Below are 16,257 nucleotides of genomic sequence, written 5' to 3' on the forward strand. Positions count from 1 at the left end.
CGGCGGAATCCCGCCAAACTGTCGATGACCAACAAACGATTGAAGGCCGGGTGGAACGAGAAATTCCTCGTCAGCCTCATCTCGTGAAATTCAACTCACCCGATTCCCCTGCTCACCACCGCCAAACAAGCTGCGAACGCACAAGGTTCCGCAGCGTCGGACGCGTGTGCGCGCGGGGCAGGGGCGTCGAAGGCTTAAACGCCGCCGGCCTGCCGACGCAGCAGTTCCAGCGCCTGCCGGTCGGTGCGGTCGCGGTGCAACTGGTGCAGGCGTCCTGCTTCCTCGCTGTCGCGATCGAGAATCGCCTGCACGATCTGCCGATGCTCCTCGTTCGACTGGACCGGTCGCATCCGCAGCGGGATGATCGCCATGCGGGCGCGGTACTGCTGTTCCCAATATTGCCGGAGCGTCGCCTGCAGGCGGGTATTGCCGCACAGCGAGACGATGTCGGAGTGGAAGACGTCGTCGACCTGCGACCAGCGCTCGATGTCGTCGCTCCGGGTCGCCTTCTCCATCTGGTCCATCAGCGATGTCAGGCGCTCGCGTTCGGCCGGCTCCAGCCCGCGCCGCGCAGTCAGGCGCGCGGCCTGGACCTCCAGCGCCGAGAAGACCTCGTAGATCTCGGCCAGGTCGTCCAGCGACTGGGCCCGCACGGTGACGCCATGGCGCGGGCGCACCTCGACCAGTCCCTCTTCCTCCAGCCGGATCAGCGCCTCGCGGATCGGCGTGCGGCTGAGCGACAGGAGATTGGCGACCTCGGTCTCCAGCAGCGTCGTGCCGGGCGGCAGGCGACCTTCCAGGATCCGGTATTTCAGCTCGTGATAGGCTCGCTCGCGCGCCGCCATCTTGGCGACGCCCTGCATGCTGGGACGCGGGCGCGAGCCGCTGGGAGAAGGCCGGCGATGGGGTGCGTTGGTCGCATCCTGTTTCATCAGTGCCGGCCTCCCTCGCTCATGCACCGGACCTTCTTGCCCGGATCGTTCCGTCAGCTCTTGGAACCGTCCGGCGTGGCGACGCCGTTCAGCTCGAAGACGATATCGGACAGCATCGGCAGATAATCGCTGCCGCGCCCGATCGCCTCGGCCGTCGCCAGGCCGTTCTTCACGGAGGACGAGACATGGGTGGCGATGCCGCTCTGGTCGGCCATCGAGACCACGTAGCGCATGTCCTTGTGGGCGTTGCGGATGGTGAACTTGTGGGCGTCGCGGTCGCGGTCGACCACGTATTTCATGAAGGTCTGGTAGAAGCCCGAATCCATCCGGCCACCGCTGATGACCCCGTGGAAGGTCTTGGCGTCGATGCCGTTCTTGGCGCCGATCGCCAGTGCTTCCGAATAGAGTGCCGCATAGCCGAGCGAGACAAAGTTGTTGAGCAGCTTCATCGTGTGCCCGGCGCCGGTGTCGCCAACCCGCACGATCTTGCCGGCCCAGGTATCGAGCAACGGCTTCACCCGGTCGAAATCGGCCTCCGAGGCGCCGACCATGGTGTCGAGCGTGCCCTCCCAGGCTTCCTTCGGCGTGCGCGACAGCGGCGCGTCGATCAGCGTCACGCCGGCCTCGCGGCAGCTTTCGGCCAGCGCCCGCGTCGAGACCGGATTGGCCGTCGAGGAATCGATGATCGTCTTGCAGGCACCCTTGGCCTCAAGGATCTCGCCGACCACCGCTTCCACCTGCGGGCTGCCCGGCAGGCAGAGGAAGACGATCTCGGCCTGCTCGGCGACTGCGGCGGCGCTGTCTGCCTCGACCGCGCCGCGGGACTTGAGGTCCTCGATCGGGTCGCGGTTGCGATGGGCCAGGACCGTGAGCTTGTAGCCGGCCTCGACGATGTTCTTGGCCATGCCGTGGCCCATCAGGCCGACGCCGATGAAACCGATGGTGGGACGTTCCGTCATGAAGACTCCTGGTCGAATGCAAATGGTGGGGCGGGCCCCTACGACGCGGCGTTGCGCTCTGTTTCGCCGGCGATATGGGCTCGGATGATGTCGGCAAAGTTGTTGTCGGCGACGAAGCCGACTTCGGTCGCCCGCGAGGCGTCGAAGTCGCGCGGCCAGCCGGCGACGATCTTCTCGATGGTGGCGTCCGGTTCGCGGCGGATCAGGGCGACGGCCTCGTCCCCGGCAACCTCGCGCAGGGCCTCGATCATCTCGCCGATGGTGATCGACAGGCCGGGCATGGTCAGGGCGCGCCGGGCGCCGAGCAGTTCGGTGTCCATCGTCGCCGCATGCAGCAGGAAGCCGACCGCCGCCGCCGGGCTGGCGACCCAGTGGCGCACGCTGTCGTCGACCGGCAGGATGGCTTCGTGGCCGGCCAGCGGCTCGCGGATGATGCCGGAGAAGAAGCCCGAAGCGGCCTTGTTCGGCTTGCCCGGCCGCACGACGATGGTGGGCAGGCGGATGCCGACGCCGTCGACGAAGCCCTTGCGGCTGTAGTCGGACAGCAGCAGCTCGCCGATCGCCTTCTGTGTGCCGTAGCTGGTCAGCGGTGCCGACAGGAAGGTGTCGGAGATCGGATCCTCGAAAGGCGAGCCGAAGACCGCGATGGACGAGGTGAAGACCAGCCGTGGTCGGTAGACGCCGTCCTGCGCGCGGATCGCCTCGAGCAGATGCCGCGTGCCGTCGAGATTGATGCTGTAGCCCTTCTCGAATTCGGCTTCGGCCTCGCCGGAGACGATCGCGGCGAGATGGAAGATCATGTCGGGCCGCTTGGCCACGAGTGCGCGGACGGTGGCTTCGTCGGCGATGTTGCCGGCGCTGCAGTCGATGGTGATGCCGCCCGCCTGGCTGGCGAAGTCCGGCGCAACGACGTCGAAGGCATCGATCTGGGTGACCTTGTCGCCCAGTCGCGTGTCGTCCTCGATGATCGCCTCGATCAGCTTGCGCCCGACCATGCCGGCTGCGCCCAGTACCAGAATCCGCATCGTTTCATCTCCCTGTTATCGTGCAGTGTCGGCGCGTGCGGCGCTGTCAGAGCGTCCAGCCGCCGTCGATCACCTGCATCGTTCCCGTTGTGAAGGCGCTCTCGTCCGAGGCCAGATAGACCGCCAGCATCGCAATTTCCGAAGGCTTCCCGAGCCGTCCCATGGGCTGGCGCTCGATGAACATCGCCTTGGCCTTGTCCGTGCCGCCGACATTCTTGCCGAGATCGGCGATCCGTTCCTCCAGCGAGGGGGATTCGATCGTGCCGGGGCAGATGGCGTTGCAGCGGATGCCGCTCTTGATGAAGTCGACGGCGATCGAACGGGTCAGACCCGCCACCGCCGCCTTGGTTGTCATGTAGACGTAGCGGTTCGGCGCCGATTTGACCGGACCGGCGGCCGAGCAGATGTTGACGATCGAGCCGCCGCCCGCCTCGATCATGCGTGGCAGGAGGCCGCCGATCATCCGGTGCATCGACCGGACGTTGAGATCGAAGGAGAAGTCCCAGGCCGCGTCGTCGCAGTCGAGGATGGTGCCGTGATGGACGTAGCCGGCGCAGTTGAACAGGATGTCGGGCGTCGGCACGCCGGCCAGATAGGCCTTGACCGCCTCGCTGTCGGTGACGTCGAGCGCCGCGGTGTGGACCGGGCCGAACGCATCGAGGCCCTCCAGCTTTTCGGCATCGCGATCGCTGGCATAGACGGTAGCACCTTCCATCAGGAAGGTCTCGACGACCTTGCGGCCAATCCCCTGGCCGGCCGCGGTACAGACTGCTGTCTTGCCATCCAGGCGTTTCGTCATGGCTCTGTCCCGTTCATCCTGGGTCGCGAGGAATAGTCTGCGCCAAGGCGCGATCGAAAGGAGGGGCCGCGCACCGGGCGCGGCCCCGCCTCAATGGTCAGTGGTTGTCGCGCGGCACGCGATCGGCCTTGCCGTCGATGCCGCCCTGGGCGAGCCGCTGGTAGGAGATCGCCGGCTCGAGCACCGCGCCGGTGGAGAGCTGCGAGACGATGCCGCGCTGGATCTCCTGCCACGGTGTCTGGTGCGCCGGGTAGGCGAAGCCGCCCGCCGCTTCCAGCGCCTTGTGACGCTCGGCGAGTTCCTCGTCGGAGATCAGGATGTTGGCGGTGCCACGGCCGAGATCGATTCGCACCATGTCGCCGGTCTTCAGGATGGCAAGGCCGCCACCGGCCGCCGCCTCGGGCGAGGCGTTGAGGATCGACGGGCTGCCCGAGGTGCCGGACTGGCGACCGTCGCCGATGCAGGGCAGCGAGTGGATGCCGCGCTTCAAGAGGTAGTCGGGCGCCCGCATGTTCACGACCTCGGCCGCGCCGGGATAGCCGATCGGGCCGGCGCCCCGCATGAACAGGACCGAGCGCTCGTCCACCGCCGTCTCCGGATCGTCGATCCGGTGGTGGTAATCCTCCGGGCCGTCGAAGACGATCGCCTTGCCCTCGAAGGCCATCGGATCGTCGGGATTGGACAGGTAGCGGTCGCGGAATTCCTTCGAGATCACCGAAAGCTTCATGATGGCGGAATCGAAGAGGTTGCCCTTCAGGACCCGGAAGCCGGCATGGTCGATCAGCGGCCGGTCGATCGGCCGGATGACATTCTCGTCCTCGATGATCGCGCCGCGGCAATTGTCGCCGATGCTCTTGCCGTTGACGGTGAGGGCGTCCTCGAAGATCAGCCCCTTTTCCATCAGCTGGTTGACCACCGCCGGCACGCCGCCGGCATGGTAGTAGTCCTCTGCGAGATATTCGCCGGCCGGCTGCAGATTGACCAGCAGCGGCACTTCCTCGCCATGGGTCTGCCAGTCCTCGATCGACAGCTCGACGCCGAGATGGCGGGCGAGGCCGTTGAGATGGATCGGCGCGTTGGTCGAGCCGCCGATCGCCGAATTGACCCGGATCGCGTTGACGAAGGCGTCCTTTGTCATGATGTCGGTCGGCTTCAGGTCCTCGTGGACCATTTCGACGATGCGCTTGCCGGTGAGATAGGAGATCTCCTGGCGATCGCGGTAGGGGGCCGGGATCGCCGCCGAGCCGGGCAGTTGCATGCCCAGCGCCTCGGCCAGCGAATTCATCGTCGAGGCCGTGCCCATGGTGTTGCAATAGCCCGTCGACGGCGCCGAGGAGGCGACCAGCTTGACGAAGCCGGCATAGTCGATCTCGCCGGCGGCCATCAACTCGCGGGCCTTCCAGACGATCGTGCCCGAGCCGGTGCGTTCACCGCGGAACCAGCCGTTCAGCATCGGCCCGACAGAGAGCGCGATGGCGGGCAGGTTGACGGTTGCCGCGCCCATCAGCATGGCCGGCGTCGTCTTGTCGCAGCCGATCGTCAGCACCACGCCATCCAGCGGATAGCCGTAGAGCACCTCGACGAGGCCGAGATAGGCAAGGTTGCGGTCGAGGCCCGCCGTCGGGCGCTTGCCGGTCTCCTGGATGGGATGGACCGGAAACTCGAGCGCGATGCCGCCGGCCTCGCGGATGCCTTCGCGCACGCGCTTGGCCAGTTCCAGATGGTGGCGGTTGCAGGGGCTGAGATCGGAGCCGGTCTGGGCGATGCCGATGATCGGCTTGCCCGACTGCAGCTCTTCCTGGCTCAGGCCGAAATTGAGGTAGCGCTCCAGATAGAGCGCCGTCATGTCCGGATTGGCGGGATTGTCGAACCAGGCGCGCGAGCGAAGCGGGCCGGTCTTGAGGTCATTGGTCATGGGGTCTCCGGAACGTCGATCTGTCGCTGCGTCCGCGCGGCGGGCAGCTTTCGACGTAATGTATACATTAACCCGACAGCAGTTCCAACCCGCCAACGTCTCCGTGACGGCGTGGAGCGGGCCGCCGGGCGATCGGCAGGCGAGGCGCTAGGCGCCGGCCTGCGGGCGAAATGCGTTCAGCCAGCCGAGGCCGGCGTCGGTCGTCGTGCGCGGCCGGTATTCGGCGCCCACAAAGCCGTCCCAGCCGAGATCGGCCATCGCCGGCAGCAGGCGGTCATAGGCGATCTCTCCCTCGTCGGGTTCGGCCCGCGAGGGGACGGCCGCGATCTGCAGATGGCCGATCATCGGCAGATGCTGCTCGAAGCGCTTGATCAGGTCACCCTCCATGATCTGCGCGTGATAGCAGTCGAACATGATCTTCAGATTGGGCCTTGCGACCCGGGCGACGATGTCCGCCGCCTGGTCCTGATACGACAGGAAATAGCCGGGCGCATCGCGCTGGTTGATCGGCTCGATGAGGATCGTCATGTCGCCTGCGGCCTCGCAGGCATAGGCGAGATTGGCCTCGAACGCCGCCTTTGCGCCGTCCAATCCTTGCGACTTGCCGGCCATCACATGCACCGCGCCGGCGCCGATCGCCTTGGCATAGCCGATCGCCTCGTCGATGGCGGCGCGGGCTTCCTCGACGCGGTCCGGCAGGGCGGCGAGCCCGAAATCGCCATCCCTTTCGCCGCGGCGGGTGTTGAGACCCAGCATCGACAGCCCGGTCTCGTCGAGTGCGGCCTTCACGGAGGCGGCGTCGACCTCATAGGGAAAGTGGCACTCGACGGCGTCGAAACCGGTGGCCGCGGCACGCCTGATGGCGTCGGGCAGGGCGAGTTCCTGCCACAGGAAGCCGAGATTGGCGGAAAAACGGATCGTCGGCATGGCTGATCTCCCCAGGGGATGCGCATCCCCTGTGGATACGCAAGGTCCCGCTATGGCCCATGCGCGGACCATTCGCAAAGGGGGAGGAGTGCACGAAGCCCGATTGTCCCGGCCGAAGCGTTCGGTCAGTAGCGGTTGGAGCGGATCAGATCGTCGATGCTGATCGGCTCCAGCGATGCGCTCGTGGAACCGCGCACGGGAGCAGGACTGGCGGATCGGGCGGTCGCCGCGACCATGCCGGAGGACTGCGCCGCCGGGCGTCGCGGATCGTAGGGCTCGGGATTGCGGAAGGGCGGATCATTGAGCCGGCGGGCATTCTTGCGCTTCTCGTAGAAGACGTTGCCGCCGGCCTCGATGAGGTAATGCATGTTGGTGTAGGGAAAGGTCATGCCGGCGGTGTGGAAGAACATCGCCTTCTCGACATGGCGGTGGCGGGCGCCTTTCAGCACCTTGGTCGCCGTCCGTGACGCCAGGTCCTTGCCCTTCTCCATGGGCCGCGTCAGGACGCCGGGTGCGAACTGGTTCTTCTGGCCGACGACGCCGCAGACCGTCTTGGGATAGCGGCCGCTCTCCAGGCGGTTCATCACCACCGTGCCGACGGCGATCATGCCCTCTTCGCTGCTGCGGTTGGATTCGAAATACATCACGCGGGTCATGCACTCATGCGCCGTCATCGGGCGCAGGCGCGGCCCGCTGGCGCAGCCGCCGAGCAGGGTCGCGACGGCCAGCAATGCCAGCGTCGCCTTGCCGCGCGTGAGAGTGAGACGGAATGCCATGCGCCAAGCCTCGGTCGGTTGTCGCGGTGCCGGAGGAAAAGACCGGCGCGAGAAACCCGTAAGATCGGCCAGAGGCATTAATGGAGGGTGCAGCGGGACCCTGTTCCCGGCGCTGTTTGGCCGGCATCGTTAAAATTGTCTGAAAACCGTTCTCGTCCGGGGGGCGGACGCGGGCACCTGTCGGCCACCAGATCCTGACGCTGGCTGTGCGTCGGCCGGACTGGCGATTCTGGCCGGTAAAGTCTATGCCAGCGGACGACATGTCCCGGCGAACCGTCGGCACATGCGCCCGACGTTCGTGGCCTTGCACGGCCTGACGCGTCCACGGTCGTCCAAGGCGAACTGCGTCGCCTGTGCTGCAACGGCACCGGCTACCCGCGACCCACCGGAGGATTAGTGCTGACCCGCAGAACCTTCCGCCCCGGACTGTCGATCTTTATGTGCCTGGCGCTGGCAATCGCCGGTTGTGCCGGACGTCCGCTGGGAACCCTGGCGCCGATCGCCGGGACCGTACAGGGCGCCAGCCTCGTCGACATGCTCGTGGCGACCACGCGGGCTCCGTCGCCAATTCCCGGCGTGGTGTATTCCGGCGATCGCGGCGATTCCCTGTCGGTCGACAACATCGTCGTGTCGGTTCCGCCCGCCGGCAATCGTGCCGCGGGCGAACTGACCTATCCCGCGGTCAATCCGGCCGATCCGCGCACGGAATTTGCGGTGTTGGAACTGACCTCGGTGGACAGGGCGGGCTCGCAGCGCTGGTTCGACCGCGTCGCCGGCTCGAACAAGGGCGGCGACGTGCTGATCTTCGTCCACGGCTTCAACACGACGTACGAGGAATCGGTCTTCCGCTTCGCGCAGATCGCCCACGACACGGCGGCGACCGCGGCGCCGATCCTGTTCTCCTGGCCATCCCATGGCAGCGTCTTCGACTCTCGCTACCACATCTCCCATAAAGCGTTGATCCTGCATGTATGACCTGCAGCGCAGGGGATGCCGCGTTCCCAGTGGTACATTTTGGTGGTACTAAAATGGGGAATGAAGGACGTGCCGAAAATCCGTTATCTCGTGAAGGAGCCGAAGAGGCTAAGGCTCAGACGTAATGTCCCTGTCCATCTCCGCAGCCTCGCCGGGAGGACCGCCTGGGTCGAACAAGTTAGCCATGGTTCGATCGCGAAACTGAAGGAACAGGCGAACGTCTTCGCATGTGCGACGGATGCAGAAATCCGACGACTTACCGCTGTCTCGGCGAAGCCGCAGTCAAGCTCCAAGACCCCTATTGGGGAGTGTCAGCGACTACGCCTCTCCGAGGCTGCGGCCGACCAGATCGCGCACGCCTACTTTCTTGGTGCTGAACGATTAAGGACGAAAAGCGGCGCCTACGTACCCCGTGATGACAACGTCCACACTTTCAGAGAGCAACTCCAAAATGCCGGGCTGGATCACCGCGACGCTTCGCGTGCGCTGAGACAGAGAGAAGGTGAGTATGAGGAAGAGGAGGGAAGCCGCACGTTTAGCCGCGCGTGGTCGCTACTAGTGGATCAAGGGTTGGTCGTACAGGGGCCGGGCCGCCGCCAGTCCCCATCCGAGGACATTCTCACAGATGAGCGGTTCCAATATCTGTGCCGGATGCTCGAACGGGCCGATGCCGAATTGGCACGCCGTCGACTGAGCGCATTGGAGGAAGGGACGCACCCGATCCTCCAGGACGAATTCTTCCGCCCTTCGATCCAACCGGGAGCGTCGCTCTCCGTGGCTTCCAGTCAAGTCCATTCGATTGGAGATCTGATCGCAAGCTTTGAAGCGCGCAAGCGCAATCAGGTCGGGATATCCAGGATGACTCAGTTCAAGATCCCACTGCGCGCTTTGAAGGAGGAGATCGGCGCTGAGCATCTCGTCGGTTCAGTCTCGCGCGACCAGTGTCAGCAACTGGCGGATCTCTTCGTGAAGCTCCCTCCATACGTGAGTCAGCACTATGCCGGTATGTCTCTTCAAAAAGCTGCCGAAGCTTATCGGCGCAAAAACGGCAAGCATGCCGATCGCCCCGAAGAGGCTAAAAAAGCACTCACTGTGCTCCAGTCAATATTTGACCACGCAGTTCACTTGGAGTGGATCGATAAGAACCCTGTCGGCCGGGTCGAGATCACACGAGAAGCGAGGCAACGCACGAAATACCACGAGCAGGATGCAGGCTACGACGCCTTCGAGATCGAAGAGCTTCAGCACCTGTTTCAGGCGCCTCTCTACACAGGCTGCAAAAACGATGAGGCCGGGGTCAACACGCCTGGAACGGCAGTGGTGAAGCGACATCGATACTGGGCGCCGCTCATCGCCCTCTGGACCGGAATGCGGATGAACGAGATCCTACAACTCGAGCGAGGCGACCTCAGAGAGGCAGACGGCATCCGGTATCTAGCGGTCACTGATGAGGAGGAAATTGCGTACGATCATCTCGCTTTCGAGAAGCGCGTAAAGAACCGGAATGCCATCAGAGACATACCCATCCATCCGGAACTGCACCGGCTTGGGTTAGTCGACTGGATTGAGAGCAGGCCCGCAGGGTGGCTGTTTCCGGAAGCCTTTCAAGGGAAGGCGGACAAGCTGTCGACGCAGTTTTCAAAGCGCTTTGCCACATTCTTAAAATCGCGGCGGCTATGGGTGCCTAGGAGGAAGGTTTTCCATAGCTTCCGGAATAATTTCAATGACGCACTTCGCGCGGGAGGAGTCTCCGAAGAATTCCGATCGACAATCAACGGTTGGGCCCAAGAGCAAAAAATGGATGCCCGATACGGACGGGGGCACAAAGTCGATCGGCTATTCCCGGAAATTCGCAAAGCCGAGTACAGGGGGTTGGATCTGAGCCATCTCCATACAAAGTCGTTCTCCTAATAAACCCGGGTTCAACAGCTTCTTCCGTAGCCAAACGCCGTATTGTGGGAAGCCTAAAGGTCACTGGCCCGTATCCGGTAGCCTGCGGTTAGGACGCGAGCAGGCGCTGACGCCGCAGCTATGTCGATGGCTGTGCTTGGTTGGTGCATTCCCAAAAAGCTGACACTGCATTCGCGAGAGCTGGCGGATGGGGTGGGAGGATCCCCGCACGAAGCTCCGACCGCTATTTTATAAGGCTTCTGACGCCTAACGCACACCCGCTTTGTAGCAGCAGACTGTAGCAGCTTCAATCTTGCAAGCCGAATATCGCAATTTCAGTGAACCCGGGTTTTCACTGGGTTGTCGATGCGCGACTGGCCTAGCCGCACCGAACGGCGACACGGCTCAAGACCGCGCCGACCGCCGTAGCAACATTGTCGACGGTTTCGCCAAGTTCAATCCGGTGGTCGGGCCGGCCGTAAAACGGGTGTACGATAACTTCGGCAACGAGACGATCACGCCGGAAAAGAAAGGCCGCGCTGGAAAAGATGCGGCCGGCGGAGCAATACGACCCCGGCTCGTCGCTATCGTACCGTGAATGGCTACAACAGAAACGGGCGCGCGACCTTAAACGGCTAGGGGCCGCTCGACTACGACGATACGCGGGCGCTGCTGGCCATGCTGGCCATGCTGGCGGACGATTGGCAGTCGGTGCAGGATGCGCGGGCGGCACGGCAAGCCGCCGCCTAGCCACATCCGGCCGTCGGTCCACCACCCGGCAGCCCGGAGAGCGTGGCTTTCCGCAACTCGCGCCCTGTCGTCCTAACCAGGCTACGGGGCGTTTCTGTATGGTGATGCGGCTAGCGGCGCGCCTTGTGGCGCAGCGCGCCCTTGCAGAACCATTCCCTGACTGGCATTGGGTCAGCATCGGTCGCCCCTGGTGGGCAGCCGCAGCGCCGCCGATCAGCCACCGGTGCAGCGCCGGGCGCCGGGTACTCCAGCCGGTTCCTGCTAGCGCCCTGTCATTCGGGAGGTGGCGGGGCGCTTTCTTCTCTTGCTATGATCTCTTCGCGGACCCGGCAGTGCGCTTGTGCGACTTCGTCTTGCTCCTGACGCAACAGCGCCTCCCACTCCGTGCGGCCCACGGATGTGGATAACCCCGCCCGGAAGGTCTCCATCCAGCGGCACCATGCACCGCAGTCGGCGGAAAGCATATTTAGCAGGGTGCTGAAAAAGTGTCCCGGGTCGTGTCCCCACAGGTGGTGTAGCTCGGCGATAGCGTCGCCAATCTCGTCCGCGCCTTTCATCGCGCTGTAGGACGAGATTGGCGGCGCGGTGGTCACCAGCGGTTTCCGGTTAGGCTTGGGTTACGAGACCTAACCGCAACCGGAGATCCCCTGATGACCAATGACATGATGGGCCTGCGCAGCCTTCTGGAGAAGACCCCTGATGCCGATCTGCTGCGCGAGATGATCGGCTTTGCCGCCGAGCGGCTGATGGAACTGGAGGTCGGTGCCGCGACCGGCGCCGGCTATGGCGAGAAGAGTGCCGAGCGCCTCGCCCAGCGCAATGGCTACCGCGACAGGGACTGGCAGACGAGAGCCGGNCCGCCGAGCGGCTGATGGAACTGGAGGTCGGTGCCGCGACCGGCGCCGGCTATGGCGAGAAGAGTGCCGAGCGCCTCGCCCAGCGCAATGGCTACCGCGACAGGGACTGGCAGACGCGAGCCGGCACAGTTGAACTGCGCATCCCGAAGCTGCGCAAGGGCAGCTACTTTCCCGGCTTTCTGGAGCCGCGGCGCATGGCCGAGAAGGCTCTGACGGCCGTCATCCAGGACGCATACGTGCAGGGCATCTCCACCCGCTCGGTCGATGAGCTGGTCAAGGCGATGGGCATGACCGGCATCTCCAAGAGCCAAGTGTCGAGGCTGTGTGAAGAGATCGACGAGAGCGGCCGCCGTGTCGTCTCCGCCTTCATCGCCACCGCCTTTGCCCAAGAGACGCCAGAGGCCGCCAGCCTGCAATGGCGTTCCGTCGCCGACCAGATCCGGCCAAAGGTGCCCAAACTCGCCGCCATCCTCGACGAGGCCGAGCCCGACGTGCTGGCCTACATGACCTTCCTTGAGTCGGTCATTGTGCTCGACCCTTTTTCAGGGTGGAGAATGACTGGTCGATCTGTTCGTAGGAATGGATGGGATGCATTTCGTTTTGAAACACGGAGACCCGATTGATCTCTCGCCTTTCATTCGAGAGGTGCGCGAACGCCCCGTCAGTGTCGAGCAAGCTCCGACGGCAGATCGAGGAGGTGTTCGGGAACGAGGCCGCCGCCCTTGCGGATCGTCAGCAGCTGGCGCGCCAGGCCCACCAGCTTGTCACGCACGCTGCTCTGCTCGGCTTTTCCGAGCTGTCTCAACTGTGCATCGAACTGGAGGAGGCCTGCACGAGCGGACAGGATGTGGCCGCTCCGTTTCAGCAAGCCAAAGCGGCGGGGCAGATTGCTGACCGTAGCGCAAGCGGTACGCATCCGGTAAAGACCGCGGTGCTGGCGGATCTTGCACGAAGCCCGCGCCAGCGAAGGCTCTAGATTAGGACACCGCCTCAACGCTGCCGCCAAACCGATATCCGTGCCCTCGCACCGACAGGATCAGCTTCGGCCTCTTGGGGTCGGCCTCCATTTTGGCGCGCAGTTGCGAGATGAAGACATCGATCATCCGCGCCGACGGCGGATCGTCTCCACTGGAGACTGCATCGAGCAATTGATCACGAGATAGAGCCCAAGCGGGTCGCTTCACAAGCGCCGACAGAACATTGAACTCCCCGGGCGTTAGGGCGACCTCGCCTTTGTCGGCGCATCGAAGGCTGCGTGCGCGCAAGTCGAGTGTCCAGCCGTCGAAGTGCAGCAAAGGGGCCGACGGTGCTGGTGCCGTCGACGTACTTCGAGCCCCGCGGGCGAGCACTGCATTCGCCCGCAGAATAAGCTCACGTGGATCGAACGGCTTTCGGAGAAACTCGTCGACGCCCAGCTCCAGGGCGGCCAGGAGAACGTCCTGATCGAGATTGCCTGTCAGCACCATGATTGGCGTCGTGGATCGGGCGCGCAGTTGGCGTGCGAGCACCAAGCCTTCCTCATCCGGCAGCCCAAGGTCGAGAAGGACGAGGTCTGGGTCTCGTGCTTCGAGTTGCGCTCGCATCTCTTTGGCAGAGCCCACACACACTACTCGGTGCCCCTCCTGCTCAAGGCAGAAGGCCAGAAGGCCCCGCAGGGTCTCATCGTCATCGACTACAAGGATGTGGCGTTTCATTCGTCGCGCACCAAAACCTGCCAGCTAACAATCCCTAACATATTCCTAACAGCTCGCTTCGGCAATCCCGACAGGGGCATGGGAAATTCCCTCCATCGGACCTGAGGCCACTGGCTGCCCGGTTCTAACTTTGGAGATTGACATGATTTCGAAGCTCCCTTTCCACAGGGCGCTGCTATGCGCCGCTGCGTCTTTTCCAGCTCTGATGACGGCCGGGTTTGTGTTGTCTCCAGCCAATGCTCAATCGATCCGTCCTGTCTTGGCGGCTGGGCAATGCCAGCCGTTGACGCAAGGTAACTACCAGGCTTGCTGCGTGGCCCAGAACAGGTTTCAAATCCTGTCTCCTGAGCAGCTCGCTGCCTGTCCGCCGATCACGACGTCGTCGGTCTCGCGCGCTCTTAGGAGCACGGGTGGCTCGAACGACGTTACGAATTCTCGCGGCGACAGCGGTAGTTCCGGCTTCGCCGCGCCAAGCAACGGAACGGTCGCGGAAGGGCCGCTTTCACAGCCCTCGGGCGACCACGGCGGCGGCGACCCCGGCGGCGGTGATCCCGGTGGGGGCGACCACGGCGGCGGCGACCCCGGCGGCGGTGATCCCGGCGGCGGCGACCCCGGCGGCGGTGATCCCGGTGGGGGCGACCACGGCGGCGGCGACCCCGGCGGCGGTGATCCCGGCGGCGGCGACCCCGGTGGCGGCGACCACGGTGGCGGCGATCACGGTGGCGGCGACCACGGCGACGGGAACGGCGGCGGGAACGGCGGGAACGGCGGCGGAGGCCATTCTAATGCCGGCGGCGGCAACGGTCCTGAAGGCGGCGGGTCGAGTGAGGCTTCGGACAATGATCCGGGCAACTCCGGCGACAATAACGCGGCAGGCGATCCCGGCGGGAACGGCGGCGGGAGCCATTCTAATGCCGGCGGCGGCAACGGAGGCGGCAAGAAATAATTGGTCCGTGTTTCCAAATGGGAGATGGATGGGAGCCGGCCTTCAACCGGCTCCCTCTTTCTTGGAAGATCGCGAATCAGATCGGCAATGCTCCTGACACGATCTCCGATGGACTCTAAGGTGCTGATGTGAAGGCAGTCTTTCGATTGAACACAACTGCCACAAATCCGAAGGCGAGACCTTGTCCTACTGGCTGAAGCAGCTTGAGCCGGAGCCAAGTGACTTCCCGAGCGAGGAGGCCCAGCTACGAGCTGTGATGACGGATGAGCTTTGGGCCTTGCAGTGGCAAGACGCTGCTGGCCCGCAATTTCTCCTGGCACCGACCTTGAGCGAGCTGATGCAATTTCCTCAGGGGCGCTTTCGGTATCATTATAAGGGCACATCAGCCGGGTTACAGGGAGCATCCACATGGATGATCGAGCAGGTAGCCGAGCTGCGCCGGTGAGATCGTCACCGTTCCGTCGGCCGGTGACGGCCAGATAAAGCGCCCCCGTTCGAGCCGCTTCGTGAACAGATAGGCGCCCTGTCCGTCGTGCCAGATCACCTTGATCAGATCGCCACGACGGCCCCGAAAGACCACGACATGGCCGTCGTTTGGATCTCGCTTCAGCGTCTCCTGGACCAACAGCGACAATCCGGGAAAGCCCTTGCGCATGTCGGTATGGCCAGTCGCCAGCCATACCCGAACGCCGCTCGGAACCGGGATCATCGACGACGGTCCACGACATCGAGAATGCGGCCGAGCGCCTCAACATCGATACCTGCGTCAACACGGATCGTGCGACCGCCGGAAAGCTCGATCTCGATCCGGTCCGACGCACGGCGCCGTCCCGTCTTCGCCCGTGCCGGAAAGTCGTGAGACGGTGCGGACGTCGGCGTCGGAATGGCAACTGTCACCGGAACCAAAGCAGGCGGTTGAGGCCTCCGCGTCTCATATGAGAGAGCCGAGTCCGCTCTCCTGAACCAAAGAGCTCCCACCCTCAATCTTGAACCAGCCCCCGTGCCTGCAGCTCCGCACGTGTAGCCGTGACGGCCTGTCTCAGCTCAGCTGCGAGATGCTCGGCCGAGTGGCCTTGGCGCGCCTTGGTCTCGATCTCGCCAGACAAATGGCTGATCCTCGCCAGGCCAAGGGTGCCAGACGTCCCTCTCAGGCTGTGCGCCCCTCTGATCAGCTCTTCCGATCCAACTTCAAGGCCTCGTATCTGCTCGCAATAGCGCTCGGCATCCTCGATGCTCCGTCTGAGGAAGACCGCAGCCTGATCGCTTGAAGTCTGCCTTCTGACCCGCTCGACAACATCGCGGTCCACCAGCGGTAATGCCTCGTCTTCCTCCCTCACCACCCTCTCTCCTGCAGACTCGATCCCAGCCGCCTGTCCGTTGCCGCCGTAGCGGCTGATGGCGGCCTGCAACTGCTCCCAGTCGATAGGCTTCATCTGGTAATCATTCATGCCGGCCGAGAGATACTTGTTACGCTCGCTCGCCATCACGTTTGCGGTCAGCGCCACGATAGGCACCTGCCCGGCGGGGCCTGAAAGTTCGCGGATGCGGCGGGTGGCCTCGACACCATCCATGACCGGCATCTGCACATCCATCAGGACAAGGTCGAAAGGTTCCTTTTGCACCAGGTTCAGGGCCTCGGCGCCATTGTCGGCAAATATCAGCTCGTGCCCCTTCTTGGAGAGCATGTCGCGCAGGATGTCCCAGGGGAATCGCATTTGGAAATTTTTGTAGTCTGATTGTTCACTTGCGTTTGCGGTTGCGATGGATTCTTCGCTTGGCCGGCGGATTTTCGCCGTTGGGAGGATGCCGTGG

16 protein-coding genes and 1 pseudogene are annotated in these 16,257 nt (G+C 64.0%); 5 read left to right on the top strand and 12 right to left on the bottom strand.

Annotation, left to right across the window (positions count from 1 at the left end):
- Positions 1-194: 194 nt before the first annotated feature.
- The 7 genes from VQ042_RS21715 to VQ042_RS26125 form a co-directional block, all read right to left on the bottom strand.
- On the bottom strand, positions 195-932 hold the full coding sequence (locus VQ042_RS21715; RefSeq protein WP_331822392.1) for a GntR family transcriptional regulator: 738 nt from the start codon (positions 930-932) through the stop codon (positions 195-197).
- 53 nt (positions 933-985) lie between these two features.
- Positions 986-1,891 carry an NAD(P)-dependent oxidoreductase gene (locus VQ042_RS21720; protein WP_331822393.1) on the bottom strand — a complete coding sequence of 302 codons (906 nt, stop codon included), beginning with the start codon at positions 1,889-1,891 and terminating at the stop codon, positions 986-988.
- A 38-nt stretch (positions 1,892-1,929) separates the two neighbouring features.
- Positions 1,930-2,916 (bottom strand): D-erythronate dehydrogenase, encoded by a 987-nt coding sequence (denD, locus tag VQ042_RS21725; RefSeq protein ID WP_331822394.1) that lies wholly within the window; start codon positions 2,914-2,916, stop codon positions 1,930-1,932.
- Positions 2,917-2,962: 46 nt separating this feature from the next.
- Positions 2,963-3,715, bottom strand: coding sequence for an SDR family oxidoreductase (locus VQ042_RS21730; protein ID WP_331822395.1), 753 nt, complete (start codon positions 3,713-3,715; stop codon positions 2,963-2,965).
- 97 nt (positions 3,716-3,812) lie between these two features.
- A complete protein-coding gene (locus VQ042_RS21735) occupies positions 3,813-5,630 on the bottom strand; it encodes an IlvD/Edd family dehydratase (protein ID WP_331822396.1) in 1,818 nt (605 codons plus the stop codon).
- Positions 5,631-5,777: 147 nt separating this feature from the next.
- Positions 5,778-6,557 carry a hydroxypyruvate isomerase family protein gene (locus VQ042_RS21740; protein WP_331822397.1) on the bottom strand — a complete coding sequence of 260 codons (780 nt, stop codon included), beginning with the start codon at positions 6,555-6,557 and terminating at the stop codon, positions 5,778-5,780.
- A gap of 125 nt (positions 6,558-6,682) precedes the next feature.
- Complete coding sequence (locus VQ042_RS26125) at positions 6,683-7,333, bottom strand: cell wall hydrolase (RefSeq protein WP_442880170.1); 651 nt, start codon at positions 7,331-7,333, stop codon at positions 6,683-6,685.
- Positions 7,334-7,729: 396 nt separating this feature from the next.
- On the opposite strand from VQ042_RS26125, the gene VQ042_RS21750 reads away from it, so the two are divergent.
- The 3 genes from VQ042_RS21750 to VQ042_RS21760 all read left to right on the top strand — a co-directional run bounded on the left by VQ042_RS21750 (position 7,730) and on the right by VQ042_RS21760 (position 10,796).
- On the top strand, positions 7,730-8,308 hold the full coding sequence (locus tag VQ042_RS21750; RefSeq protein ID WP_331822398.1) for an alpha/beta hydrolase: 579 nt from the start codon (positions 7,730-7,732) through the stop codon (positions 8,306-8,308).
- 60 nt (positions 8,309-8,368) lie between these two features.
- Positions 8,369-10,219, top strand: coding sequence for a site-specific integrase (locus VQ042_RS21755; protein ID WP_331822399.1), 1,851 nt, complete (start codon positions 8,369-8,371; stop codon positions 10,217-10,219).
- 292 nt (positions 10,220-10,511) lie between these two features.
- On the top strand, positions 10,512-10,796 hold the full coding sequence (locus VQ042_RS21760; RefSeq protein ID WP_331822400.1) for a hypothetical protein: 285 nt from the start codon (positions 10,512-10,514) through the stop codon (positions 10,794-10,796).
- Between the two features lie 424 nt (positions 10,797-11,220).
- On the opposite strand, the gene VQ042_RS21765 is transcribed toward VQ042_RS21760, so the two are convergent.
- Entirely contained in the window at positions 11,221-11,541 is a 321-nt protein-coding gene (locus VQ042_RS21765) for a hypothetical protein (protein WP_331822401.1), read from the bottom strand.
- Between the two features lie 57 nt (positions 11,542-11,598).
- Between VQ042_RS21765 and VQ042_RS21775 the strand changes: the two are divergent.
- Both VQ042_RS21775 and VQ042_RS21780 read left to right on the top strand, forming a co-directional pair.
- Positions 11,599-12,317: pseudogene (locus VQ042_RS21775) on the top strand (transposase); the annotation flags it as partial.
- Between the two features lie 152 nt (positions 12,318-12,469).
- Positions 12,470-12,781: an Hpt domain-containing protein gene (locus VQ042_RS21780; protein WP_331822402.1), complete on the top strand. Its 312-nt coding sequence runs from the start codon at positions 12,470-12,472 to the stop codon at positions 12,779-12,781.
- 1 nt (position 12,782) lies between these two features.
- On the opposite strand, the gene VQ042_RS21785 is transcribed toward VQ042_RS21780, so the two are convergent.
- The 4 genes from VQ042_RS21785 to VQ042_RS21800 form a co-directional block, all read right to left on the bottom strand.
- A complete protein-coding gene (locus VQ042_RS21785) occupies positions 12,783-13,499 on the bottom strand; it encodes a response regulator transcription factor (RefSeq protein WP_331822403.1) in 717 nt (238 codons plus the stop codon).
- A 502-nt stretch (positions 13,500-14,001) separates the two neighbouring features.
- Positions 14,002-14,280: a hypothetical protein gene (locus VQ042_RS21790; protein ID WP_331822404.1), complete on the bottom strand. Its 279-nt coding sequence runs from the start codon at positions 14,278-14,280 to the stop codon at positions 14,002-14,004.
- 556 nt (positions 14,281-14,836) lie between these two features.
- Positions 14,837-15,154 carry an IS66 family insertion sequence element accessory protein TnpB gene (tnpB, locus tag VQ042_RS21795; protein WP_331822405.1) on the bottom strand — a complete coding sequence of 106 codons (318 nt, stop codon included), beginning with the start codon at positions 15,152-15,154 and terminating at the stop codon, positions 14,837-14,839.
- A 271-nt stretch (positions 15,155-15,425) separates the two neighbouring features.
- On the bottom strand, positions 15,426-16,257 hold an 832-nt coding region (locus VQ042_RS21800; protein ID WP_331822406.1), incomplete at its 5' end, for a response regulator.

The sequence above is a fragment of the Aurantimonas sp. A2-1-M11 genome, assembly GCF_036549475.1.
Taxonomy (GTDB): domain Bacteria; phylum Pseudomonadota; class Alphaproteobacteria; order Rhizobiales; family Rhizobiaceae; genus Aurantimonas.